The 16,784-nt window shown below is 65.7% G+C and carries 16 protein-coding genes; 7 read left to right on the top strand and 9 right to left on the bottom strand.

Annotated elements, in window-relative coordinates; all coding sequences use genetic code 11:
- Positions 1-35 precede the first annotated feature (35 nt).
- Positions 36-263, top strand: coding sequence for an AbrB/MazE/SpoVT family DNA-binding domain-containing protein (locus Q4F19_RS18350; protein WP_303545749.1), 228 nt, complete (start codon positions 36-38; stop codon positions 261-263).
- Entirely contained in the window at positions 260-661 is a 402-nt protein-coding gene (locus Q4F19_RS18345; RefSeq protein ID WP_303545747.1) for a type II toxin-antitoxin system death-on-curing family toxin, read from the top strand. Before Q4F19_RS18350 ends, Q4F19_RS18345 begins: the two co-directional genes overlap by 4 nt.
- A gap of 56 nt (positions 662-717) precedes the next feature.
- Here the strand turns inward: Q4F19_RS18345 and Q4F19_RS18340 are convergent, their stop codons facing one another.
- From Q4F19_RS18340 to Q4F19_RS18325, 4 genes are read right to left on the bottom strand one after another with little or no spacing between them, the layout of a single operon-like run.
- Positions 718-1,041 (bottom strand): UrcA family protein, encoded by a 324-nt coding sequence (locus Q4F19_RS18340; RefSeq protein WP_303545744.1) that lies wholly within the window; start codon positions 1,039-1,041, stop codon positions 718-720.
- A gap of 50 nt (positions 1,042-1,091) precedes the next feature.
- Positions 1,092-1,778, bottom strand: coding sequence for a hypothetical protein (locus tag Q4F19_RS18335; RefSeq protein ID WP_303545742.1), 687 nt, complete (start codon positions 1,776-1,778; stop codon positions 1,092-1,094).
- 37 nt (positions 1,779-1,815) lie between these two features.
- Positions 1,816-2,835, bottom strand: coding sequence for a GlxA family transcriptional regulator (locus Q4F19_RS18330; protein WP_303546075.1), 1,020 nt, complete (start codon positions 2,833-2,835; stop codon positions 1,816-1,818).
- Positions 2,836-2,895: 60 nt separating this feature from the next.
- Positions 2,896-3,171, bottom strand: a complete 276-nt coding sequence (locus Q4F19_RS18325; protein WP_303545739.1) for a DUF4242 domain-containing protein — start codon at positions 3,169-3,171, stop codon at positions 2,896-2,898.
- 292 nt (positions 3,172-3,463) lie between these two features.
- Between Q4F19_RS18325 and Q4F19_RS18320 the strand changes: the two genes are divergently transcribed.
- The 4 genes from Q4F19_RS18320 (at position 3,464) to Q4F19_RS18305 (ending at position 9,123) form a co-directional block, all read left to right on the top strand.
- A complete protein-coding gene (locus Q4F19_RS18320; protein ID WP_303546073.1) occupies positions 3,464-5,875 on the top strand; it encodes a TonB-dependent receptor in 2,412 nt (803 codons plus the stop codon).
- 214 nt (positions 5,876-6,089) lie between these two features.
- Positions 6,090-7,400: an NF038122 family metalloprotease gene (locus Q4F19_RS18315; protein WP_303545737.1), complete on the top strand. Its 1,311-nt coding sequence runs from the start codon at positions 6,090-6,092 to the stop codon at positions 7,398-7,400.
- 137 nt (positions 7,401-7,537) lie between these two features.
- Positions 7,538-8,158, top strand: a complete 621-nt coding sequence (locus Q4F19_RS18310) for a glutathione S-transferase family protein (RefSeq protein ID WP_303545736.1) — start codon at positions 7,538-7,540, stop codon at positions 8,156-8,158.
- Positions 8,159-8,334: 176 nt separating this feature from the next.
- On the top strand, positions 8,335-9,123 hold the full coding sequence (locus Q4F19_RS18305) for a PEPxxWA-CTERM sorting domain-containing protein (protein ID WP_303545734.1): 789 nt from the start codon (positions 8,335-8,337) through the stop codon (positions 9,121-9,123).
- Positions 9,124-9,227: 104 nt separating this feature from the next.
- On the opposite strand, the gene Q4F19_RS18300 is transcribed toward Q4F19_RS18305, so the two are convergent.
- The 4 genes from Q4F19_RS18300 to Q4F19_RS18285 all read right to left on the bottom strand — a co-directional run bounded on the left by Q4F19_RS18300 (position 9,228) and on the right by Q4F19_RS18285 (position 13,775).
- The gene (locus tag Q4F19_RS18300; protein ID WP_303545731.1) at positions 9,228-10,526 is read right to left on the bottom strand and encodes an oligogalacturonate lyase family protein; all 1,299 of its coding nucleotides are present in this window, start codon (positions 10,524-10,526) and stop codon (positions 9,228-9,230) included.
- Between the two features lie 117 nt (positions 10,527-10,643).
- Positions 10,644-13,217, bottom strand: coding sequence for a DNA mismatch repair protein MutS (gene mutS, locus Q4F19_RS18295; protein ID WP_303546071.1), 2,574 nt, complete (start codon positions 13,215-13,217; stop codon positions 10,644-10,646).
- A gap of 25 nt (positions 13,218-13,242) precedes the next feature.
- On the bottom strand, positions 13,243-13,518 hold the full coding sequence (locus Q4F19_RS18290) for a type II toxin-antitoxin system RelE/ParE family toxin (RefSeq protein WP_303545728.1): 276 nt from the start codon (positions 13,516-13,518) through the stop codon (positions 13,243-13,245).
- Complete coding sequence (locus tag Q4F19_RS18285) at positions 13,506-13,775, bottom strand: hypothetical protein (protein WP_303545725.1); 270 nt, start codon at positions 13,773-13,775, stop codon at positions 13,506-13,508. Before Q4F19_RS18285 ends, Q4F19_RS18290 begins: the two co-directional genes overlap by 13 nt.
- A 119-nt stretch (positions 13,776-13,894) precedes the next feature.
- On the opposite strand from Q4F19_RS18285, the gene Q4F19_RS18280 reads away from it, so the two are divergent.
- The gene (locus Q4F19_RS18280; RefSeq protein WP_303545723.1) at positions 13,895-16,162 is read left to right on the top strand and encodes an NADP-dependent malic enzyme; all 2,268 of its coding nucleotides are present in this window, start codon (positions 13,895-13,897) and stop codon (positions 16,160-16,162) included.
- 104 nt (positions 16,163-16,266) lie between these two features.
- On the opposite strand, the gene Q4F19_RS18275 is transcribed toward Q4F19_RS18280, so the two are convergent.
- The gene (locus Q4F19_RS18275) at positions 16,267-16,746 is read right to left on the bottom strand and encodes an outer membrane protein assembly factor BamE (RefSeq protein WP_303545720.1); all 480 of its coding nucleotides are present in this window, start codon (positions 16,744-16,746) and stop codon (positions 16,267-16,269) included.
- Positions 16,747-16,784 lie beyond the last annotated feature (38 nt).

Below are 16,784 nucleotides of genomic sequence, written 5' to 3'. Positions count from 1 at the left end.
TTGCTCGTGACGGCGAAGTGCGTTATAACGCTCGTATGAACATGCCGCTAAAACTCGTGAAGATCGGTAACTCGACGGGCATCGTTCTGCCGAAGGAATTGTTGGCGCGCCTCCGGGTCGGCCTGGGCGATAGCCTATATGCCAGCGAAGCGCCGGATGGGGTGCGTTTGACAGCGTCCGATCCCAATTTCGAGACGAAGATGGCGGCGGCCGAAGCGATCATGCGTGAAGATCGCGATATATTGCGCGTTCTGGCCCAGTGACCGAGCCCGAGCGCATCGAGCCGGTCTGGCTCGACGCTGCCGATGCTCTTGCCATTCACGATCGACAGCTCGCCGAGCATGGCGGCGGTTCGGGCGTACGGGATCACGGTTTGCTTGAATCCGCCCTTGCCCGGCCGATCAATCGTTGGGCCTACGGCGAAGATGATCCGGCCGCGCTGGCGGCTGCTTATGCCTATGGCATCGCCCGCAATCACCCGTTCGTGGACGGAAACAAGCGGACCGCGTGGGTGCTCGCGCGTCTCTTTCTCGTCGTCAATCATCAACGCCTTGTCTTCGATCCGGCGGATGCCATTGCGACCGTGCTCTCGCTTGCCGCAGGTGAGCTAGCCGAGGAGGAATTGGCGGACTGGTTCCGCAGTCGGATCGCCGGCGGCTGACACTCTCGCCGGCCGCCGCCCTGGCGAGCGAAGGCCGGCGGTCGGCAGTCCGTCGATCATTTCTGCGCGAGAAGGATCACGTCTTCCGTTTCCGGCCCGCCGCGATAATCTGCGAGGACCCGGGTCACTTGCGGGCGCGCGCTCGCCATCGCCTCGGAACGGCAGTGATATTCCTCGCCTGACGGCAGCGCCTGGCCGAAGGCAAGATCGCGGCAGATCAGGTTCGCGGTGTCGCGGACGCGACGCTGGAGCGTTTCGCGATCCAATGCCGTCGACAGATCGAGATCGGCATAAGGAACGGGCCGGCTGAGTTGCCGGACATCGGTGAGCGTCAGGCGGGACGAGGCCGCGAGCGCGGCGAAGGCAAGTAGATCGAGCATTGTTCACTCCTTGGTATAAGGGCGGGAGCCGCCCGCCCGGCGGTATGGGATCAGGCCCGCGCGGGGCGGGGACGGGCGCGCAGCTTCGTGCCGACGAGGCCGAGGCCCAGCACCATCGCCGCCCAGTTGACGGGCTCGGGCGCGGCGGAGGCGAAACTCACTGTATCAAGCCCGAGATAATCGTTGCCCTCGCCGTTCAGGAAGGCGATCCGCGTCGTCGCGCGGGTGGCGGTGACGGGCAGGCTGAAGCGCTTCCAGACGATGCCATTGTCGGTGCCGTCGTCGTTGACGAACTCGGTCAGCGGTCCGCCGTCGATCGACAGGCGCAATGTCGCGGCGGACCGGTAATCGGAGGAGACGCTGCCGCTCGCGATCACGCGGCCAACGAAGAAGCTGAGCGTGTAAACCTCGCCGATCGTCGTCGAAATGTCCTGATAGACGCCATCGGCGGGGCTGGAGTTACCGGTGCCGGTCAGATCGAGCGAGTTGCGGCCATCCTGCGCATTGAAGACCAGGGATGGCCCGGTGCCGCTCATATAGCCGCGGTCGACCTGGAGGATGTCGACTCCGGTCGTGTACCAGTGGCCGCCGTCGAACGAGCCGCCGCCGGCATGGTGGCTGTAGCCGCCGATCTCGGCGGGGTTCAGCTCGAAGCTGCCGTCGAGGATCAACTCGGCGGCGGAGGCCGGCACGGCCAGGAACGCGGCGCAGCACGCCGCGACGAAGAGTCGCTTCATTGTCTTGTCCTTCGTTGGTTGGGAAAAGCCGCCCGCGTCAGCAGCGGGCGAGAGGCTCCGGCAGCGCCAGATGGAGCGAGGGCGGCGCGTGGCCGCGCACGCTGATCGGGCCGAACTGCGCGCGATATTGGCCCGGCGTCATGCCGGTCGTTCGCTTGAACAGGGTCCGGAAGAAGCCGAGATCGCTATAGCCGACCGCCTCGCTGATCAGCCCGACCGCGCGGCTCTCATGCTCCAGCATGACCTTCGCCGCCTCGATCCGCAGCGACTGGAGATAAGCGGCGGGCAGCCGCCCCGTTGCCGCCTTGAAGCGGCGCACGAACGTCCGTTCGCCCAGCGCGGCGCGCTCGGCGAGCAGCTCGGTCGAGACGTCCTCCCGGAAATGTTCAAGCAGATAGGCTTCCACGGCGCGGATCTGCGGATCGTCATGCGCCTTCGACACGGGCAGCACCGCATAGCCGGACTGCATCAGCCGCGGCATCGGCAGCAGCAAGGCCTTGGCGGTCTGCACCGCCACCTCGTGCCCGCAAAATTTGGCGACGAGATACAGGCTGATGTCGATCGCGGCGCCGACCCCGCCGCTGCACAACAGGCGCTGATCCTCGGTCACGAACAGCTCCGGCCGCCAGATCACCTCCGGGAAGCGCGCAGCGAGATCGGGACAAGCCGCCCAGTGCGTCGTCGCGATCCGGCCGTCGAGCAGGCCCGCGGCGGCGAGATACGCGGCGCCCATGCAGACGCCGACGACATAGGCGCCCTGCGCGTGCAGCCGCCGCAGCCACGGCAGGATCGCGCTATTCTCGACGAGCTTGAGATCCAGATCGAGGCCCGAGGTCGGCACGATGACGATGTCGCACTGATCGACATCGCCGATCCCGCATTCGGGCAGCATCGCGAAGCCGTAGGGCGTCCGCACCGGGCGGCCATCGACCGAGACGGTCCTGACGCGGAAGCGCGGCCGCGCCGGCTCCTCCATCAGCAGGTTCCACAGATGCCCGGCCGAATGGAAGATCTCGGTCGGCATGACCGCGGTCGACGAAAGCCCGCCTTCGAACATCACGATCGTGACATCGAGAACGCGTTCGCCCCGCGGCATTAATTCCCCCACCACCATCGTTCAGCCATTCGCCGTTTCGGGGCCGATCATGCCCGCAACGGGCGTGATCCGGGATGCGGGAAAGCCGCTGAGCCGCGCATGTTCGCGGATCGAATCCTCGGTTTCGGCGAGATAGTGACAGAAAATCCGGTCTTTAGTGACGAAGCTTCTGATCCACTTCACCTTGCCCGCGAGCTTTTCGATCGCCGCGTTGGAAACAGCCGAAGCATTGACGAGCTGGATATCTGACATCTGATCGACACCCGTAATGTCGCGTTCGATGATATAGGCGTTCATTACACCCTCCTGTGTGTTGTCGGAAGGCCGTATAGTCGGGATGAACCTGCAGACTGTAGATGGCGATCAGGACAATTAGCGACGGCGATAGCGCGGGACGGCGGGCTTCGCCGCTCTCGCCGATCGGCCGCGATCGCAAGGCGGGACCCGCCTCCGGCTTGGGGCGTCCCAAGATTTGCTAACTCGTCTAATCCTATTCCCGAACTAGGAGACCCTCACGAAAAACGAATCTCAGGGGGTTGATATGGGTGTGGGGAAGAGCCGGTTGGCGTGGCTGACAGGCGTGTCACTGATGGCGGCGCCGGGATTGGCCCAGACGGCCACGACTGACGCTCTGCCGGCAGCAGAGCCGGCGCGTCCGCGCACCGTGCCAGCCTCTGCGCCGTCGGGCGACATCCTCGTCACCGCGCGCCGCCGCTCGGAGACGGTGCAGAAGGTGCCGCTCGCCATCTCGGTGCTGGATGCGCGCGCGATCGACGCGACGGGCAGCTTCAATGTCCTGAAGCTCACCCAGATCCAGCCGAGCCTGCAATTCTATTCGACCAATCCGCGCAACACGACGGTCAACATCCGTGGGCTCGGCCAGCCCTTCGGTCTGATCAATGACGGGATCGAGCCGGGCGTCGGCTTCTATATCGACCAGGTCTATTACGCCCGGCCGGGTTCGGCGACGTTCGACTTCCTCGATATCGAGCGGGTCGAAGTGCTGCGCGGGCCGCAGGGGACGCTCTACGGCAAGAACACGACCGCGGGCGCGATCAGCATCACCTCCAAGGCGCCGAGCTTCACGCCCGAGGGGCAGATCGAGGTCTCGGCGGGCAATCTGGGCTTCGTGCAGGGCAAGGCCTCGGTTTCCGGGCCGCTGAGCGACACGGTCGCGATCCGCATCGGCGGTTCGGCGACGAAGCGCGACGGCACGATCCACAACGTCACGACCAATGCCGACGTGAACGCGCAGGACAATCTCGGCGTACGCGGCACCTTGCTCTACAAGCCGACGGAGACGTTCAAGCTGACGCTGTCGGGCGACTATAACCGCCAGAATCCGGATTGCTGCGTGCAGATCTACGTGCGGACCGGACCGACGCAGCGCCCGCTCAACCGTCAGTTCGCCGCGCTCGCCGCCGCCTTCAACTATCGCCCGCCCTCGACCAATGCGTTCGATCGCGTGACCGATCTCGACGGGCGGCTCGAGGCCAAGCAGATCATCGGCGGCGCGTCGCTGCGCGCCGAATGGGATGTCGGCCCCGGCACGCTCACCTCGGTCACGGCGTGGCGCTTCTGGGACTGGACGCCGTCGAACGATCGCGACTTCACCGGCCTGCCGATCACGACCGTCTCGCAGAACCCGTCCAAGCAGGATCAGTATACTCAGGAGCTCCGCTATGCGGGCAACAGCGGCACGCTGGATTATGTCGGCGGGCTCTACGCTTTCTACCAGAAGATCGACACGACCGGCAGCCAGGTCCAGGGATCGGCCGCCAGCCGCTGGCTGCTCAATCCCGGCAACGTCGCGGTCGGCTCGGCGGGATGCGCCACGCCGACGACGGCGGCATGCAACCCGGCGGTGCTGAACGGGCTGACCTCGCTCAACGACATCCACTTCAAGAATACGAGCCTGGCGGCGTTCGGCCAGATCACGTGGCACGTCACGGATCGCCTGCGCCTCCAGCCCGGCGCGCGCGTCAACTACGACAAGAAAACCGGCAGCTACGTCTCGACCGTGACCAACGGCACGGGCACCGCGCTGACCGCCGATCAGCTCGGTGTGCTCGCGCCGCAGAGCTACCAGCCGAGCTTCAGCGACTGGAACCTGTCGGGCGACTTCACCGCCTCGTTCGACGTCGCACGCGATGTCCTGGCCTATGCGACCTATGCGAAAAGCTTCAAGTCGGGCGGCATCAACCTTTCCGGCCTGCCGCTCAACGCGGCGAATACGGGCGTCGATCTCACGACGCAGACGGTGAAGCCCGAGAGCGTCAACCATTATGAGGTCGGCCTCAAGAGCCAGTTCCTTGATCGGCGCGTGACCTTCAATCTCGCGGGCTTCTGGACCGATGTGAAGAACTATCAGGCGACGGTGAACAATGGCCAGATCACCGTCATTCGCGGCTATCTCGCCAATGCCGGCAAGGTGCGGACGCGTGGGATCGAGGCGGATGCGAGCTTCCGCCCGTCGAGCCAGCTCAGCCTCTACGCGTCGGGTGCGTTCACCGACGCCAAATATGTGAAGTTCGTCAATGCGCCGTGCCCGCCCGAACTGGCGGGCGGCAATCCCGCGCTGAACGGGGCGACGCCGGCCCCGGCCGGGGTGCCGGGGCTCAGCCCGCTCGTCTGCGACATTTCGGGCCAGTGGCTGCCGGGCGTGTCGCGCTGGGCGGCCAGCCATGGCGGCGAATATCGCGTGCCCGCGCAGCTGTTCGGCGATAGCGAGTTCTTCTTCGGCTACGACGGCAGCTACCGCTCGAAATTCTCGTCCAACCCGTCGCGCTCGGCCTCGACCGACATCGCCGGCTATTATCTCGGCAACATCCGGGCCGGCATCCGCGTCAACCGGACGTGGGAGGTCTATGGCTGGGTCCGCAACGTCTTCGACAAGGATTATTACGAGGTACTGGCGACGCAGTCGGGCAGCACCGGCCTCGTCGTGGGCCAGCCCGCCGATCCGCGCACGTATGGGGCGACGCTGAAGGCGCGGTTCTAGGACAGACAGACGCTCGCTTCGCCATCTCCAATCTCGGGATGGCGGGGCGAAGCGGGGCGCTGCTGTTCGGGCTCCGGACTGAACGGTCGCCCGCAGATCAGCTGGCGCATGGTTAATAACCACTTGACCAATATGACAGATCGATGAAACTCTTAACCAACAATTAACCGAGTCTCCGGGCCTGGTGTTGCTGAGATCAAAGGGGGTCGATCCGATGTCGAAGATCAAGACGCTCGCCTTGTATGCCGCCGCGGCCGTTGGCTTGATGGGGTCGCCGGCTTTCGCGCTCAGCATCGTGCTGCATCCCGATTCCGGTTTTACCAGCGCCCCCAATGGCAGCGCGGCGCTCTACGCCTTTCAGAAGGCGGCGAACTATTGGAACCAGACGATCACGACCAACGTGACGTTGGACTTCGATATCCACTTCGGGGATCTCGGCCCGAACGTGCTCGGCGGCACCTACAGCAACACGTACGACACGCTGGCCTCGACGACCTATGCGCAGATGGCTGCGAAATCGCAGAGTTCGCTCGACGCGATCGCGGTCAGCAATCTGCGCCCGCTGACCGCCGCTGGGGGCGTGGGCTATCGCGGGCCCGGGACCGATCCCAACACCGGTCTGCTGACGGCGACGACAGCCGGCAGTCAGTTCGACAATGATAACAGCTACAATAACCGGTTCATCAACGCCAACACCGCGGTCGACAAGGCGCTCGGCATCGGTGTCGATTACAACAACTCGCTCTTCAAGGTGATCAACGACGCCTATGCGGACGATCCGACCTTCACGCCGCTGAACATCAATCGCGACGGCGACATCACGTTCAGCTCGACATTCGCCTTCGATTTCGATCCGACCAACGGCATATCAACCGGAACCTATGATTTCATGGGCGTCGCGATCCACGAGATCGGGCACGCGCTGGGCTTCGTCAGCGGTACCGACGATTATGACTATAGCTATGTCGATACGGTTTCGAAGGCGTTCGTCGACCAGACTTCGGTGCTCACCAACCTCGATCTGTTCCGCTACGGCATCAACGCCTTCGCAAGCGACGGATCGCGGCAGCTGCAGCTGGATCCCGGTCGCGAGGCCTTCTTTTCGATCAATACGCTGACCCCATATGGCGCGGAATCGGGCAATCCGGCGCTGTTCGCGACCGGAACCAATTATGGCGACGGCGACCAAGCCTCGCACTGGAAGGATGCCTATTCCTATCTGAGCGGCCCTAACGGCTGCATCGTCGACATCAATCCGATCGGCGTTATGGACCCGACGATCGGCGCCTGCGTCCTCGACACCGTCTCCGCCGACGATCTCGCCGCGTTTGACGCCATCGGCTATAATCTCGGGATCGACGTCATGGCCAACCCGCAATACAAATTCACGACCGCGCAGGCGTTCCTTCTTGCGGATGCCAGTTCAAACGCGCCCGAGCCCGCGACCTGGGCGATGCTGGTCGTCGGCTTCGGCGTGATCGGCGGGACGTTGCGCCGGCGACGGAGCGTCGCCAGCTTTTCCTGAGCCGGGCGCAGATCGCGTGGCGGCGTAGCCGTCCAAGTGCGCCATGCCGGTCACGCATCATTGCCGATCCGGGCCCGACAAGAACACAATAAGAACGGATGCTCGCTGCCCGCGACTCGTCGCGCAGGGAGGATATCGTGGCCGCAGCACTGACGCTCTACACCAACCCCATGTCGCGCGGCCGCATCGCCCGATGGATGATGGAAGAGATCGGCCAGCCCTATGAGGTCGATTATCTCGGCTATGGCGGGACCTTGAAGAGCGAGGAATATCTCGCGATCAATCCGATGGGGAAGGTGCCCGCGCTTCGCCACGGCGATCTGGTCGTCACCGAATGCGCGGCGATCTGCGCCTATCTGGCCGATGCGTTTCCCGAGGCCGGCCTAGCGCCCGATCCGGCCGACCGCGCGGACTATTATCGCTGGCTGTTCTTCGCCGCCGGCCCGGTGGAGGCAGCGATCACGAACAAGGCGATGGGCTTCGTGCTGCCGGAGGGCAAGGGCAGGTCGGCCGGCTATGGCAGCCTCGATCACGTCCTCGAAGCGCTGGAAACGGCCGTGGCGGGCAAGACCTATATTGCCGGTGGCGCGTTCAGCGCGGCGGATGTCTATGCCGGATCGCAGATCGGCTGGGGCCTGCAGTTCGGGACGATCCCGGCGCGGCCGGCCTTCGTTTCCTATTGGGACGGCATGAAGACGCGACCCGCTTATGTCCGGGCGAGCGAACTCGACGATGCGGCGATGCCCAAGCCGCAATGAAGATCGTCGTGGGCAGTCGCGCTGCCACGAGAAATGCCGCGCTATCGCAGGCAGGCCGGAGCGAAAAACGATGCTCGCCGCCATGCTTTTGATCAGCCACAATTTTTCTCTTAACAACGCGTTAATCATTTGGTAGCTCGTCCGCATGGCCGACGGAGGCCTAGGGGAGAGCGATCTTGAAGAATTATGCGTTGGCGGCCGTTGCGGCCGTGTCTTTTGCCGTGTCCGGTGTCGCTTCGGCTACCGTCGTGCAGGTCACGCCCGGCAGCATGCAGGGCTGGAGCAACCCTGCCGATGAGAATGCCTATCCGGGGCATCCGCTCGGATCGGCGACCATCACCGGTGGATCCGCGCATGACGGCGATGGTTCGATCGAGCTCAAGGGCGAGCGCAGCCGTTTCGTCGTGGGTACGCTCTATCCGAACGCCGCCTCCGCCTCGTTCGGCCTGCTCAGCACGTTCGCGTCGTTGACGTTCGACTGGAAGCTCGCCGCCGATTCCGTCGCCACGCTGAATCCGCTGTACACGCCTGCGCTGCGCTTCACGATCTATAACGGCTCGATCCGCAAGGAACTGATCTGGGAGGGCGTGTACAACAATACCTACAATACGACGTCCAAGGACGTGTGGTACTCGACGTCTGCGGCAGACAATTTCTACATCACCGGCGGGAGCGTGAACGACGGCAAGTCGATCGCTGACTGGGCAGCGGACGCGAGCCTCGCCAATTATGTCGTCAAGGGTATCAGCGTCGGCCAGGGCAGCTCGGCCGGAGACGGCTTCCACGCTTATGCCGACAATGTCAGCTATGCGAAAACGGACGGTTCGGTGACGACGTTCAAGTTCGACCTGACGGCAGCGGCATCGGATGTGCCCGAGCCGGCGACGTGGGGCATGATGATCGTGGGCTTCGGTATGGTCGGCGGATCGCTTCGCCGCCGCAAGACGACGATCGCCTTCGGCTGATCCAAATCATCGACAAGGGAGCCGTCGCCCAAAGGCGGCGGCTCTTTTTTATGCCCGACGAATTCGCATCCGGGCTTGCGCGTCCGGGAAGAGTTGACCTGCGCCTATCGCGCCTTGGCCACCTCCGCCGCATAGAGCGCCGGGGCGCCCGTGACGTTCGCGCGATAGACGAGCCACTTGCCGTCGGGCGTGAAATGCTCGTTCGGCTCCAGCGTGTAATCCTGCTTCGCCATATCGACGATGCGTTCGCTGGCCAGGCTGCCGGTGGCGATCAGATGCTCGCCGTCCAGCGTCTCCGCCGCCTCGGGCGAGGGATCGGCGATCGGGCGGAATAGGCTGATATATTTGCCGGCATTGTTGCCGTCGCCGGCGACGAGTTTGCCGTCGGGCGAGGTCATGTAGTGATAGGAGCCCTGATCGGGCGCGACCTTGTACCAGGTGCGTGCGCCGCTCGTAATGTCGGTGCGCGCCAGCCAGAGCATCCCGCCTTTGGGCGCCTGGAGATCGTACCAGATCGCCTTGCCGTCGGGCGCCCAATATTCGTGGCCGGCTATCTCGCCCTGCATCGTCCGCGCGTGGATCTTGGTGAGCGCGCTGCCGTCGGCGCGGATCGTCCAGATCCGGTCGACCTTGTGCCATGGCCCCTCGTGGCAGAACATCAGCAGGCCGGGATCGACCGGCGAGAACTGGACATGGTTGAGCCAGTCGGTGGCCTTGTGGATGCTGCGACGTTCGCCGGTCTTCGCGTCGAGCGTGAAGATCTCCATCGGCACGTGCGCGGCAAGGCGCTCGCCCATCCATTTGTCCTTCGCGGCGGCGAAGGAGAGCGGGCGGCCCTGCGCATCGGTGCCGGTATAGTTGGGCGATCCGGTCTTGGGATCGCGGCGGCCCTGCGCGGCGATAGCGGGCGGGGGGGGCGCGAGCTCGCGATTGCCCGCGAGCAACGTATCGTCGGCATTGATCGATTCGATTCGGCCGCCATCCATTTCGGCGATCTTGCGCGTCTTGCCGCTGTCGAGATCGAGCACCCAGACGGTGTAGGGACCGCCATCATCGGCGGCGCCGGCGGGACGCGTCGTGTAATAAGCGGTCGCCGCGGTGTGGCCGGTGAAAAGCAGGCGATCGACCTTCGCCTTGAGCACCAGCTTGGTCGTCCAGTCGCCGACATGCGCGGTGCGGATGCCCTCCGGCGTCAGATAGACCATCCGAGTGCCATCGGGCGTGAAGGCATTGTAGTTGAAGTAGAGCGCATAGACGCCCGGGCGATCGTCGACGTTGATGATGCGGTGGCCGGTCGTCGCATCGATCATCGCCCGCGGGGCAGGCTGCGCGCCGAGTCCGGAGGTCGGGCCGAGCGCCAGCGCGCCGGTTGCCAAACCGAGCAGGATCATCCGTCCGAACATCGTCGCTCCATTCCGATCACTTTGTGAAGTGGCATACCGGATCATGGAATTCAGAGGCAATGCGGTCGGGCCGATGCGGGACGGCTCTGCGGCAGATGCTGAGGATGGGGTCGCGTGCTATTCGCCCGCCGCTATTCCCTTCAACCGGTACAGCTCTTCCAGCGCTTCACGCGGGCTGAGCGTATCGGCGTCGATCGCGGCGAGCGTATCACGCAGCACATCCTGCTTGGCCTCCTCGGCCTGCGCGGCGGCGGCGAAGAGCGGGAGGTCGTCAAGGCCCGCGGCGATGCCGCCCGTCGCGGCGCGTCCGGCTTCCAGTTTCTTCAGGACCTCTTTCGCACGGGCGACGACCGGCGGGGCGAGGCCGGCGAGGCGGGCGACGGCGAGCCCGTAGCTGCGATCCGCGGGGCCTTGCGCGAGCTCGTGGAGCAGAACGAGTTCGCCTTTCCATTCGCGTGCGCGGACATGGTGGAGCGAGAGCGAGTCGAGGCGGTCGGCCAAGCGGGTCAGCTCGTGATAGTGGGTCGCGAACAGGCAGCGGCAGCGATTGGTGTCGTGGACCGCTTCCACCACTGCCCAGGCGATCGCGAGCCCGTCATAGGTGGACGTGCCGCGGCCGACCTCGTCGAGGATCACGAAGCTGCGCTCCGTCGCCTGCGCGAGGATCGCGGCGGTCTCGACCATCTCGACCATGAAGGTCGAGCGGCCGCGCGCGAGATTGTCCGAAGCGCCGACGCGGCTGAACAGGCGATCACACAGGCCGAGGGTCGCGCTCGTCGCGGGGACGAAGCCGCCGGCCTGGGCCAGGATTAGCATCGCCGCATTCTGGCGCAGGAAGGTCGATTTGCCGCCCATGTTCGGTCCCGTGACGAGCCACAGCCGATCGTCGGGCGAGAGGCGGCAGTCATTCGCGACGAAGCGCCCGCCTGCGGCCATCACCGCGCCCTCGACGACGGGGTGGCGGCCGCCTTCGATCTGTAGACAGGGATGATCGGCAATGACGGGCCGGGACCAGCCGCCTTCCGCCGCGCGCTCGGCAAGAGCTGCGGACACGTCGAGCCGGGCGAGCGCCTCGGCTGTCGCGGCGATCTCCTGGCGACGCGCGAGCGCGAGCTCGGTCAGCGACTCCAGATGCGCGGCCTCGGCGGCGAGCGCGTGCGCGCCCGCCTGGCCGACGCGGCTCGCTTCCTCGTGCAGCTCGGGCGCGTTGAAGCGGACGACGCCGGCTAGCGTCTGGCGGTGGGTGAAGCCGCTCTCCGCCTTCATCAGCGGATCGGCGAAGCGCGCGGGGAGCTCGATATGATAGCCGAGCACATTGTTGTGGCGGATCTTGAGCTGGGCGACGCCGGTGCGCGTGCGATATTGCGCCTCGAGCCCGGCAATGGCGCGGCGGCCCTCGCCGCCGGCGTCGCGCAGCGCATCGAGCGCGGCGTCATAGCCCTCGGCGATATAGCCGCCCTGCGCGGCGTCGATCGGCGGCGCGGGTACGAGCGCGCGGGCAAGCTCGTCGATGAGCGCGCCATGTCCGCCCAGCCTTGGAAGCATTAGAGAGAGCAAGGGAGGAACGGGATCGATGCCGCGCAGCATTGCCTGCAGCCGCTGCGCCTGATTAAGCCCGTCGCGCAGCTGGCCGAGATCGCGCGGCGAGCCGCGACCCGAGGCGATCCGGCCGAGCGCGCGGGCGACGTCGGGCTGGGCACGCAGCGCGGCGCGCAGTCGAGCGCGCAGGTCCGGATCATCGTGCAGCAGGCTCACGAGATCGAGCCGCGCCTCAATGGCTTCGCGGTCGCCGAGCGGTGCCGACAGATCCGCCGCGAGCGTGCGCGCGCCGCCGCCTGTGACGGTGCGGTCGATCGCGTCAAGCAGGCTGCCCTTGCGCTGGCCGGACGCGGTGCAGGTGATTTCGAGGCTCTCGCGGCTGGCGGCGTCGATCATCATGTGATCGGCTGCGGCGCGGCGGACGGGCGGCTGGAGGAAGGGGAGGGTCCCCTGGCCGGCGCGATCGAGATAGTCGAGGAGCGCGCCGGCTGCCGCCAACTCGGCGCGGCTGAAGGCGCCCCAGCCGTCGAGCGTGGCGACGCCGAAGAGGCCTTTGAGGCGGCGTTCGCCGTTCGCGCTGTCGAAGCCCTTGTCGACCGCGAGCCCGCCAGGAAGGGTGGCGGCGAGCGTGGGCTGCGCGATCAGCTCCGCGGGGGCGAGGCGGGCGATCTCCGCGTCCAGGGCCTCGCGCGAGACCGGGCCGATCTCGAAGCGGCCGGTCGAGATGTCGCAGGCGGCGATGCCGAGCCCGCTTGCCGCCTCTCCTACCGCAACCAGCCAGTTGGCGGTGCGCGCGTCTAGCAACGTCTCCTCGGTCAGCGTGCCGGGCGTGACGATGCGGACGATACCGCGCGAGACGAGCGTCTTGCCGCCGCGCTTCTTCGCGTCCGCCGGGCTCTCGGTCTGTTCGGCGATGGCGACGCGGTGGCCCGCCTTGATCAGCCGCGCGAGATAGGCTTCGTGGCTGTGCGCCGGGACGCCGCACATCGGGATCGGCTTGCCGTCATGCTCGCCGCGCGTCGTCAGCGCGATGTCGAGATCGGCGGCGGCGCGGGCGGCATCCTCGAAGAACAGTTCGAAGAAATCGCCCATCCGGTAGAAGAGCAGGCAATCGGGCGCGCTCGCCTTGAGCGCGAGATATTGCGCCATCATCGGCGTGGGGGCGGTGCTCATGACATCAGGTGTCGCGGCGCTGCGCGGCATGGCGGACGAAAAGGATCCGTATGGCATCGTCCTCGAGCCGGTAGCGAATGATGTACGGCCGAACCGTCACCAATTCTCGTATCTTGGCGCGGACGGGCCGGCCTCGGTTGGGAAAGATTTCCAGACTGTGCGCCGCGGCCATGAGATTGGCCGCCGTCTGGTCCGCCGCCGCGGGATCATCCGATCTGATGAAGTGAAAAATCTCGTTGAGGTTGAAGATCGCGCGATCCGACCAGATTACTTTGACCATCGATGCGGGAACGGCTTTGCGTCAGGCGAGCCCCAGGTCTTCAGCCAAGCGACCACTTCTTCGTTCGAATAGACCCGGCCGGCCGCGATGTCGGCTTCGGCGCGGGCTTCGCTCTCGGCTTCGCCCTGCGGGCCGAACACGGCATAATAAGCCGGACTCTCCATCGCGGCTTCGGCCAACGCGGCGATGCGCGCGTCCAGCGCCGCTTCGGACTCGGGCGTCTCCTCGCCATCGAATGATCCGCGCTCTACGTTCATGGCGCGAGCATAACGCGTCGCCGGCCCGTCTGCCACCCGGCAAGTCACGATCCGCATCGTTTGCCGGTTCCCTCGCAAACCTCACTCGCTATAGGCAGGGCTCGCAACGGAGAGTGCACATGGCTGAGGGCAGCAACGTCGAGTTTTCGGAGCGCGAGGCGCTCCTGTTCCACTCGCAGGGCCGACCCGGCAAGATCGAGATCATCGCCTCCAAGCCGATGGCGACGCAGCGCGATCTGAGCCTGGCCTACTCGCCCGGAGTCGCCGTGCCGGTCCGTGCGATCGCCGAAAACCCCGAAGCCGCCTACGATTATACAGCGAAGGGCAATCTCGTCGCGGTCATCTCGAACGGCACCGCGATCCTCGGCCTGGGCAATCTCGGCGCGCTCGCGTCGAAGCCGGTGATGGAAGGCAAGGCGGTGCTGTTCAAGCGCTTCGCCGACGTCGACTCGATCGATATCGAGCTCGATACCGAGGACGTCGACGCCTTCATCAATGCGGTCGCGCTGATGGAGCCGAGCTTCGGCGGCATCAATCTGGAGGACATCAAGGCCCCGGAATGCTTCATCATCGAGCAGACGCTGCGCGAGCGGATGAACATTCCGGTGATGCACGACGACCAGCACGGCACCGCGATCATCACCGCCGCCGGGCTGATCAACGCCTGCTACCTGACCGGGCGCGAGATACGCGACGTGAAGGTGGTGGTGAACGGAGCAGGCGCGGCGGCGATCGCCTGCACCGAACTGATCAAGGCAATGGGTGTGCAGCCGAACAACGTGCTGATGTGCGACCGGTCGGGCGTGATCTACCAGGGCCGGACCGAGCAGATGGACCAGTGGAAATCGGCCCATGCGGTCGCGACCGAGCGCCGGACGCTGCAGGAGGCTTTGGTCGACGCGGACGTCTTCCTCGGCCTTTCCGCGGCAGGCGCGCTGCCCGGCGAATATATGAAGACGATGGCGGCCAAGCCGATCATCTTCGCGATGGCCAATCCGGATCCCGAGATCACGCCGCCCGAAGCGAAGGCGGCGCGGCCCGACTGCATCATCGCGACGGGGCGTTCGGACTATCCGAACCAGGTCAACAATGTGCTCGGCTTCCCGTTCATCTTCCGCGGCGCGCTCGACGTGCGTGCGACGACGATCAACGAGGAGATGAAGATCGCCGCTGCGCACGCGCTCGCCGCGCTGGCGCGCCAGCAGGTGCCCGAGGAAGTCGCGGCGGCCTATGGCGGAAAGGCGCCTTCGTTCGGCGACGATTACATCATTCCCGCACCCTTCGATCCGCGCCTGATGGAGATCGTGCCCGCCGCCGTCGCCGAGGCGGCGATGGCGAGCGGGGTCGCGCGCAAGCCGATCGAGGACATGGCCGCCTATCGCGATTCGCTGCGCGGGCGCCTCAACCCGACGACATCGGTGCTGACCAGCGCCTATGCGGCCGCGCGCGCGAATCCCAAGCGCGTGATCTTCGCCGAGGCCGAGGAGGAGGTGGTGCTGCGCGCGGCGATCGCTTTCCGTGACGGGGGCTATGGCACGCCGGTCCTGGTCGGCCGCGACGAAGTGCCGGCGAAGCTCCGCGCGCTCGGCGTTACCGATCCCGAGAGCTTCGAGCTGCACAATAGCCGGCATTCACCGCTCGTGCCGCAGATGGTCGACTATCTCTACGGGCGGCTCCAGCGGCGCGGCTATCTGCGCCGCGAAGTGGAGGCGATGGTCAACCAGGACCGCAACGTCTTCGGTGCTCTGCTGCTGGCATTGGGCCAGGGCGATGCGATGATCACTGGCGTTACGCGCACCTATGCGCGCACGCTGCAGCAGGTGCGGCGCGTGATCGATCCCTCGAAGGGGCGGCGCCCGTGCGGGATCCACGTGCTCGTCGCCAAGAACCGGACCCTCTTCCTGTCGGACACGATGGTGACCGAGCGGCCCGAGCCCAAGGAACTGGCCGCGATCGCCGAGCATACGGCGAACGTCGCGCGCAAGATGGGCCACGAGCCGCGCGTCGCCTTCCTGTCCTTCTCCACCTTCGGCAATCCGCACGGGACGTGGATCGACAATGTCCGCGACGCGATCGCCCTGCTCGACGAGCGCAAGCCCGACTTCGAATATGAAGGCGAGATCGCGCCCGACGTCGCGCTGAACGAGGAGGTGATGAAGAATTACCCGTTCAGCCGCCTCTCGGGTCCGGCCAACGTGCTGATCATGCCCGGTCTTCAATCCGCCAACATCTCCGCCAAGCTGCTGCGCGAGGTGGTCGGCGCCGATGCGATGATCGGGCCGATGCTGGTGGGCATGGAGAAGCCGGTGCAGATCGCGACCATGTCGTCGACCGCATCGGAATTGCTGACGCTGGCGGTGCTGGCGGGGGCGGGGATCGCGGTCTGAACTGCGGCGCCGCCTCTGCAGGGGGGCGGCGACCGCGCAGCAATCCAATCACTCACCGCAAGACCGGATTGCTTCGCTACGCTCGCAATGACGAGCGATCGGGCTCAATCCGGATTGTCGGCCGTCGGTGCCTTGGTGGCGTTGGCGCCGCCCGCGCCAATATTGCCGAACAGCTCGGAGAAGAAGCCGCGGTTGCGACCCAGGGTCGGCGTCTTCTTGCCATAGGGGCTAACGCTGGCGATCGTCTCGGTACCGGTCTTCTTCACGTCGACGACGTCGCCGGTCTTCGTAAAATTGATCGCCAGCAGGATCTGCTGGATGGGCTTGGGCTGGCCGAACGCGAACTGGCGCGTCTCGCGCGACAGATAATACCAGGTCGCACCGCCATCAAATTCGGAAGCGAAGCTCGGCCGGCCGAGCGTCTTCATCACCGAATCGCGATTGTCGACGCCGGGCTGGACGCTTTCGACAAGTGCCTTGTCGACGACATAGCCCTTGTGATCACGGATCTTGGTGCAGCCGGACAGGAGGACCGCGCCGAGGCACAGGCCGGCCCACAGGCGGCGCGATGCGAGGGTGGCCATGGTCTTACTCTCCAGTTCCGGACGCGGCTGCCCGGCCG

Source organism: Sphingomonas natans (assembly GCF_030546695.1).
Classification (GTDB): Bacteria; Pseudomonadota; Alphaproteobacteria; order Sphingomonadales; family Sphingomonadaceae; genus Sphingomonas_I; species Sphingomonas_I natans.
The sequence above is the reverse complement of the archived record's forward strand: the minus strand, read 5'-3'. Positions and strand labels throughout refer to the sequence as shown.

What these genes read in the sequence shown, in the direction of transcription:
- Q4F19_RS18330 (WP_303546075.1), bottom strand. Translation starts at nt 2,835, where the DNA reads ATGTTCGAAGGCGGGCTTTCGTCGACCGCGGTCATGCCGACCGAGATC.
- Q4F19_RS18285 (WP_303545725.1), bottom strand. Translation starts at nt 13,775, where the DNA reads ATGAACGTAGAGCGCGGATCATTCGATGGCGAGGAGACGCCCGAGTCC.
- mutS (WP_303546071.1), bottom strand. Translation starts at nt 13,217, where the DNA reads ATGATGGCGCAATATCTCGCGCTCAAGGCGAGCGCGCCCGATTGCCTG.
- Q4F19_RS18350 (WP_303545749.1), top strand. Translation starts at nt 36, where the DNA reads ATGAACATGCCGCTAAAACTCGTGAAGATCGGTAACTCGACGGGCATC.
- Q4F19_RS18280 (WP_303545723.1), top strand. Translation starts at nt 13,895, where the DNA reads ATGGCTGAGGGCAGCAACGTCGAGTTTTCGGAGCGCGAGGCGCTCCTG.
- Q4F19_RS18335 (WP_303545742.1), bottom strand. Translation starts at nt 1,778, where the DNA reads ATGAAGCGACTCTTCGTCGCGGCGTGCTGCGCCGCGTTCCTGGCCGTG.
- Q4F19_RS18325 (WP_303545739.1), bottom strand. Translation starts at nt 3,171, where the DNA reads ATGAACGCCTATATCATCGAACGCGACATTACGGGTGTCGATCAGATG.
- Q4F19_RS18290 (WP_303545728.1), bottom strand. Translation starts at nt 13,518, where the DNA reads ATGGTCAAAGTAATCTGGTCGGATCGCGCGATCTTCAACCTCAACGAG.
- Q4F19_RS18275 (WP_303545720.1), bottom strand. Translation starts at nt 16,746, where the DNA reads ATGGCCACCCTCGCATCGCGCCGCCTGTGGGCCGGCCTGTGCCTCGGC.
- Q4F19_RS18340 (WP_303545744.1), bottom strand. Translation starts at nt 1,041, where the DNA reads ATGCTCGATCTACTTGCCTTCGCCGCGCTCGCGGCCTCGTCCCGCCTG.
- Q4F19_RS18300 (WP_303545731.1), bottom strand. Translation starts at nt 10,526, where the DNA reads ATGTTCGGACGGATGATCCTGCTCGGTTTGGCAACCGGCGCGCTGGCG.
- Q4F19_RS18320 (WP_303546073.1), top strand. Translation starts at nt 3,464, where the DNA reads ATGGCGGCGCCGGGATTGGCCCAGACGGCCACGACTGACGCTCTGCCG.
- Q4F19_RS18315 (WP_303545737.1), top strand. Translation starts at nt 6,090, where the DNA reads ATGTCGAAGATCAAGACGCTCGCCTTGTATGCCGCCGCGGCCGTTGGC.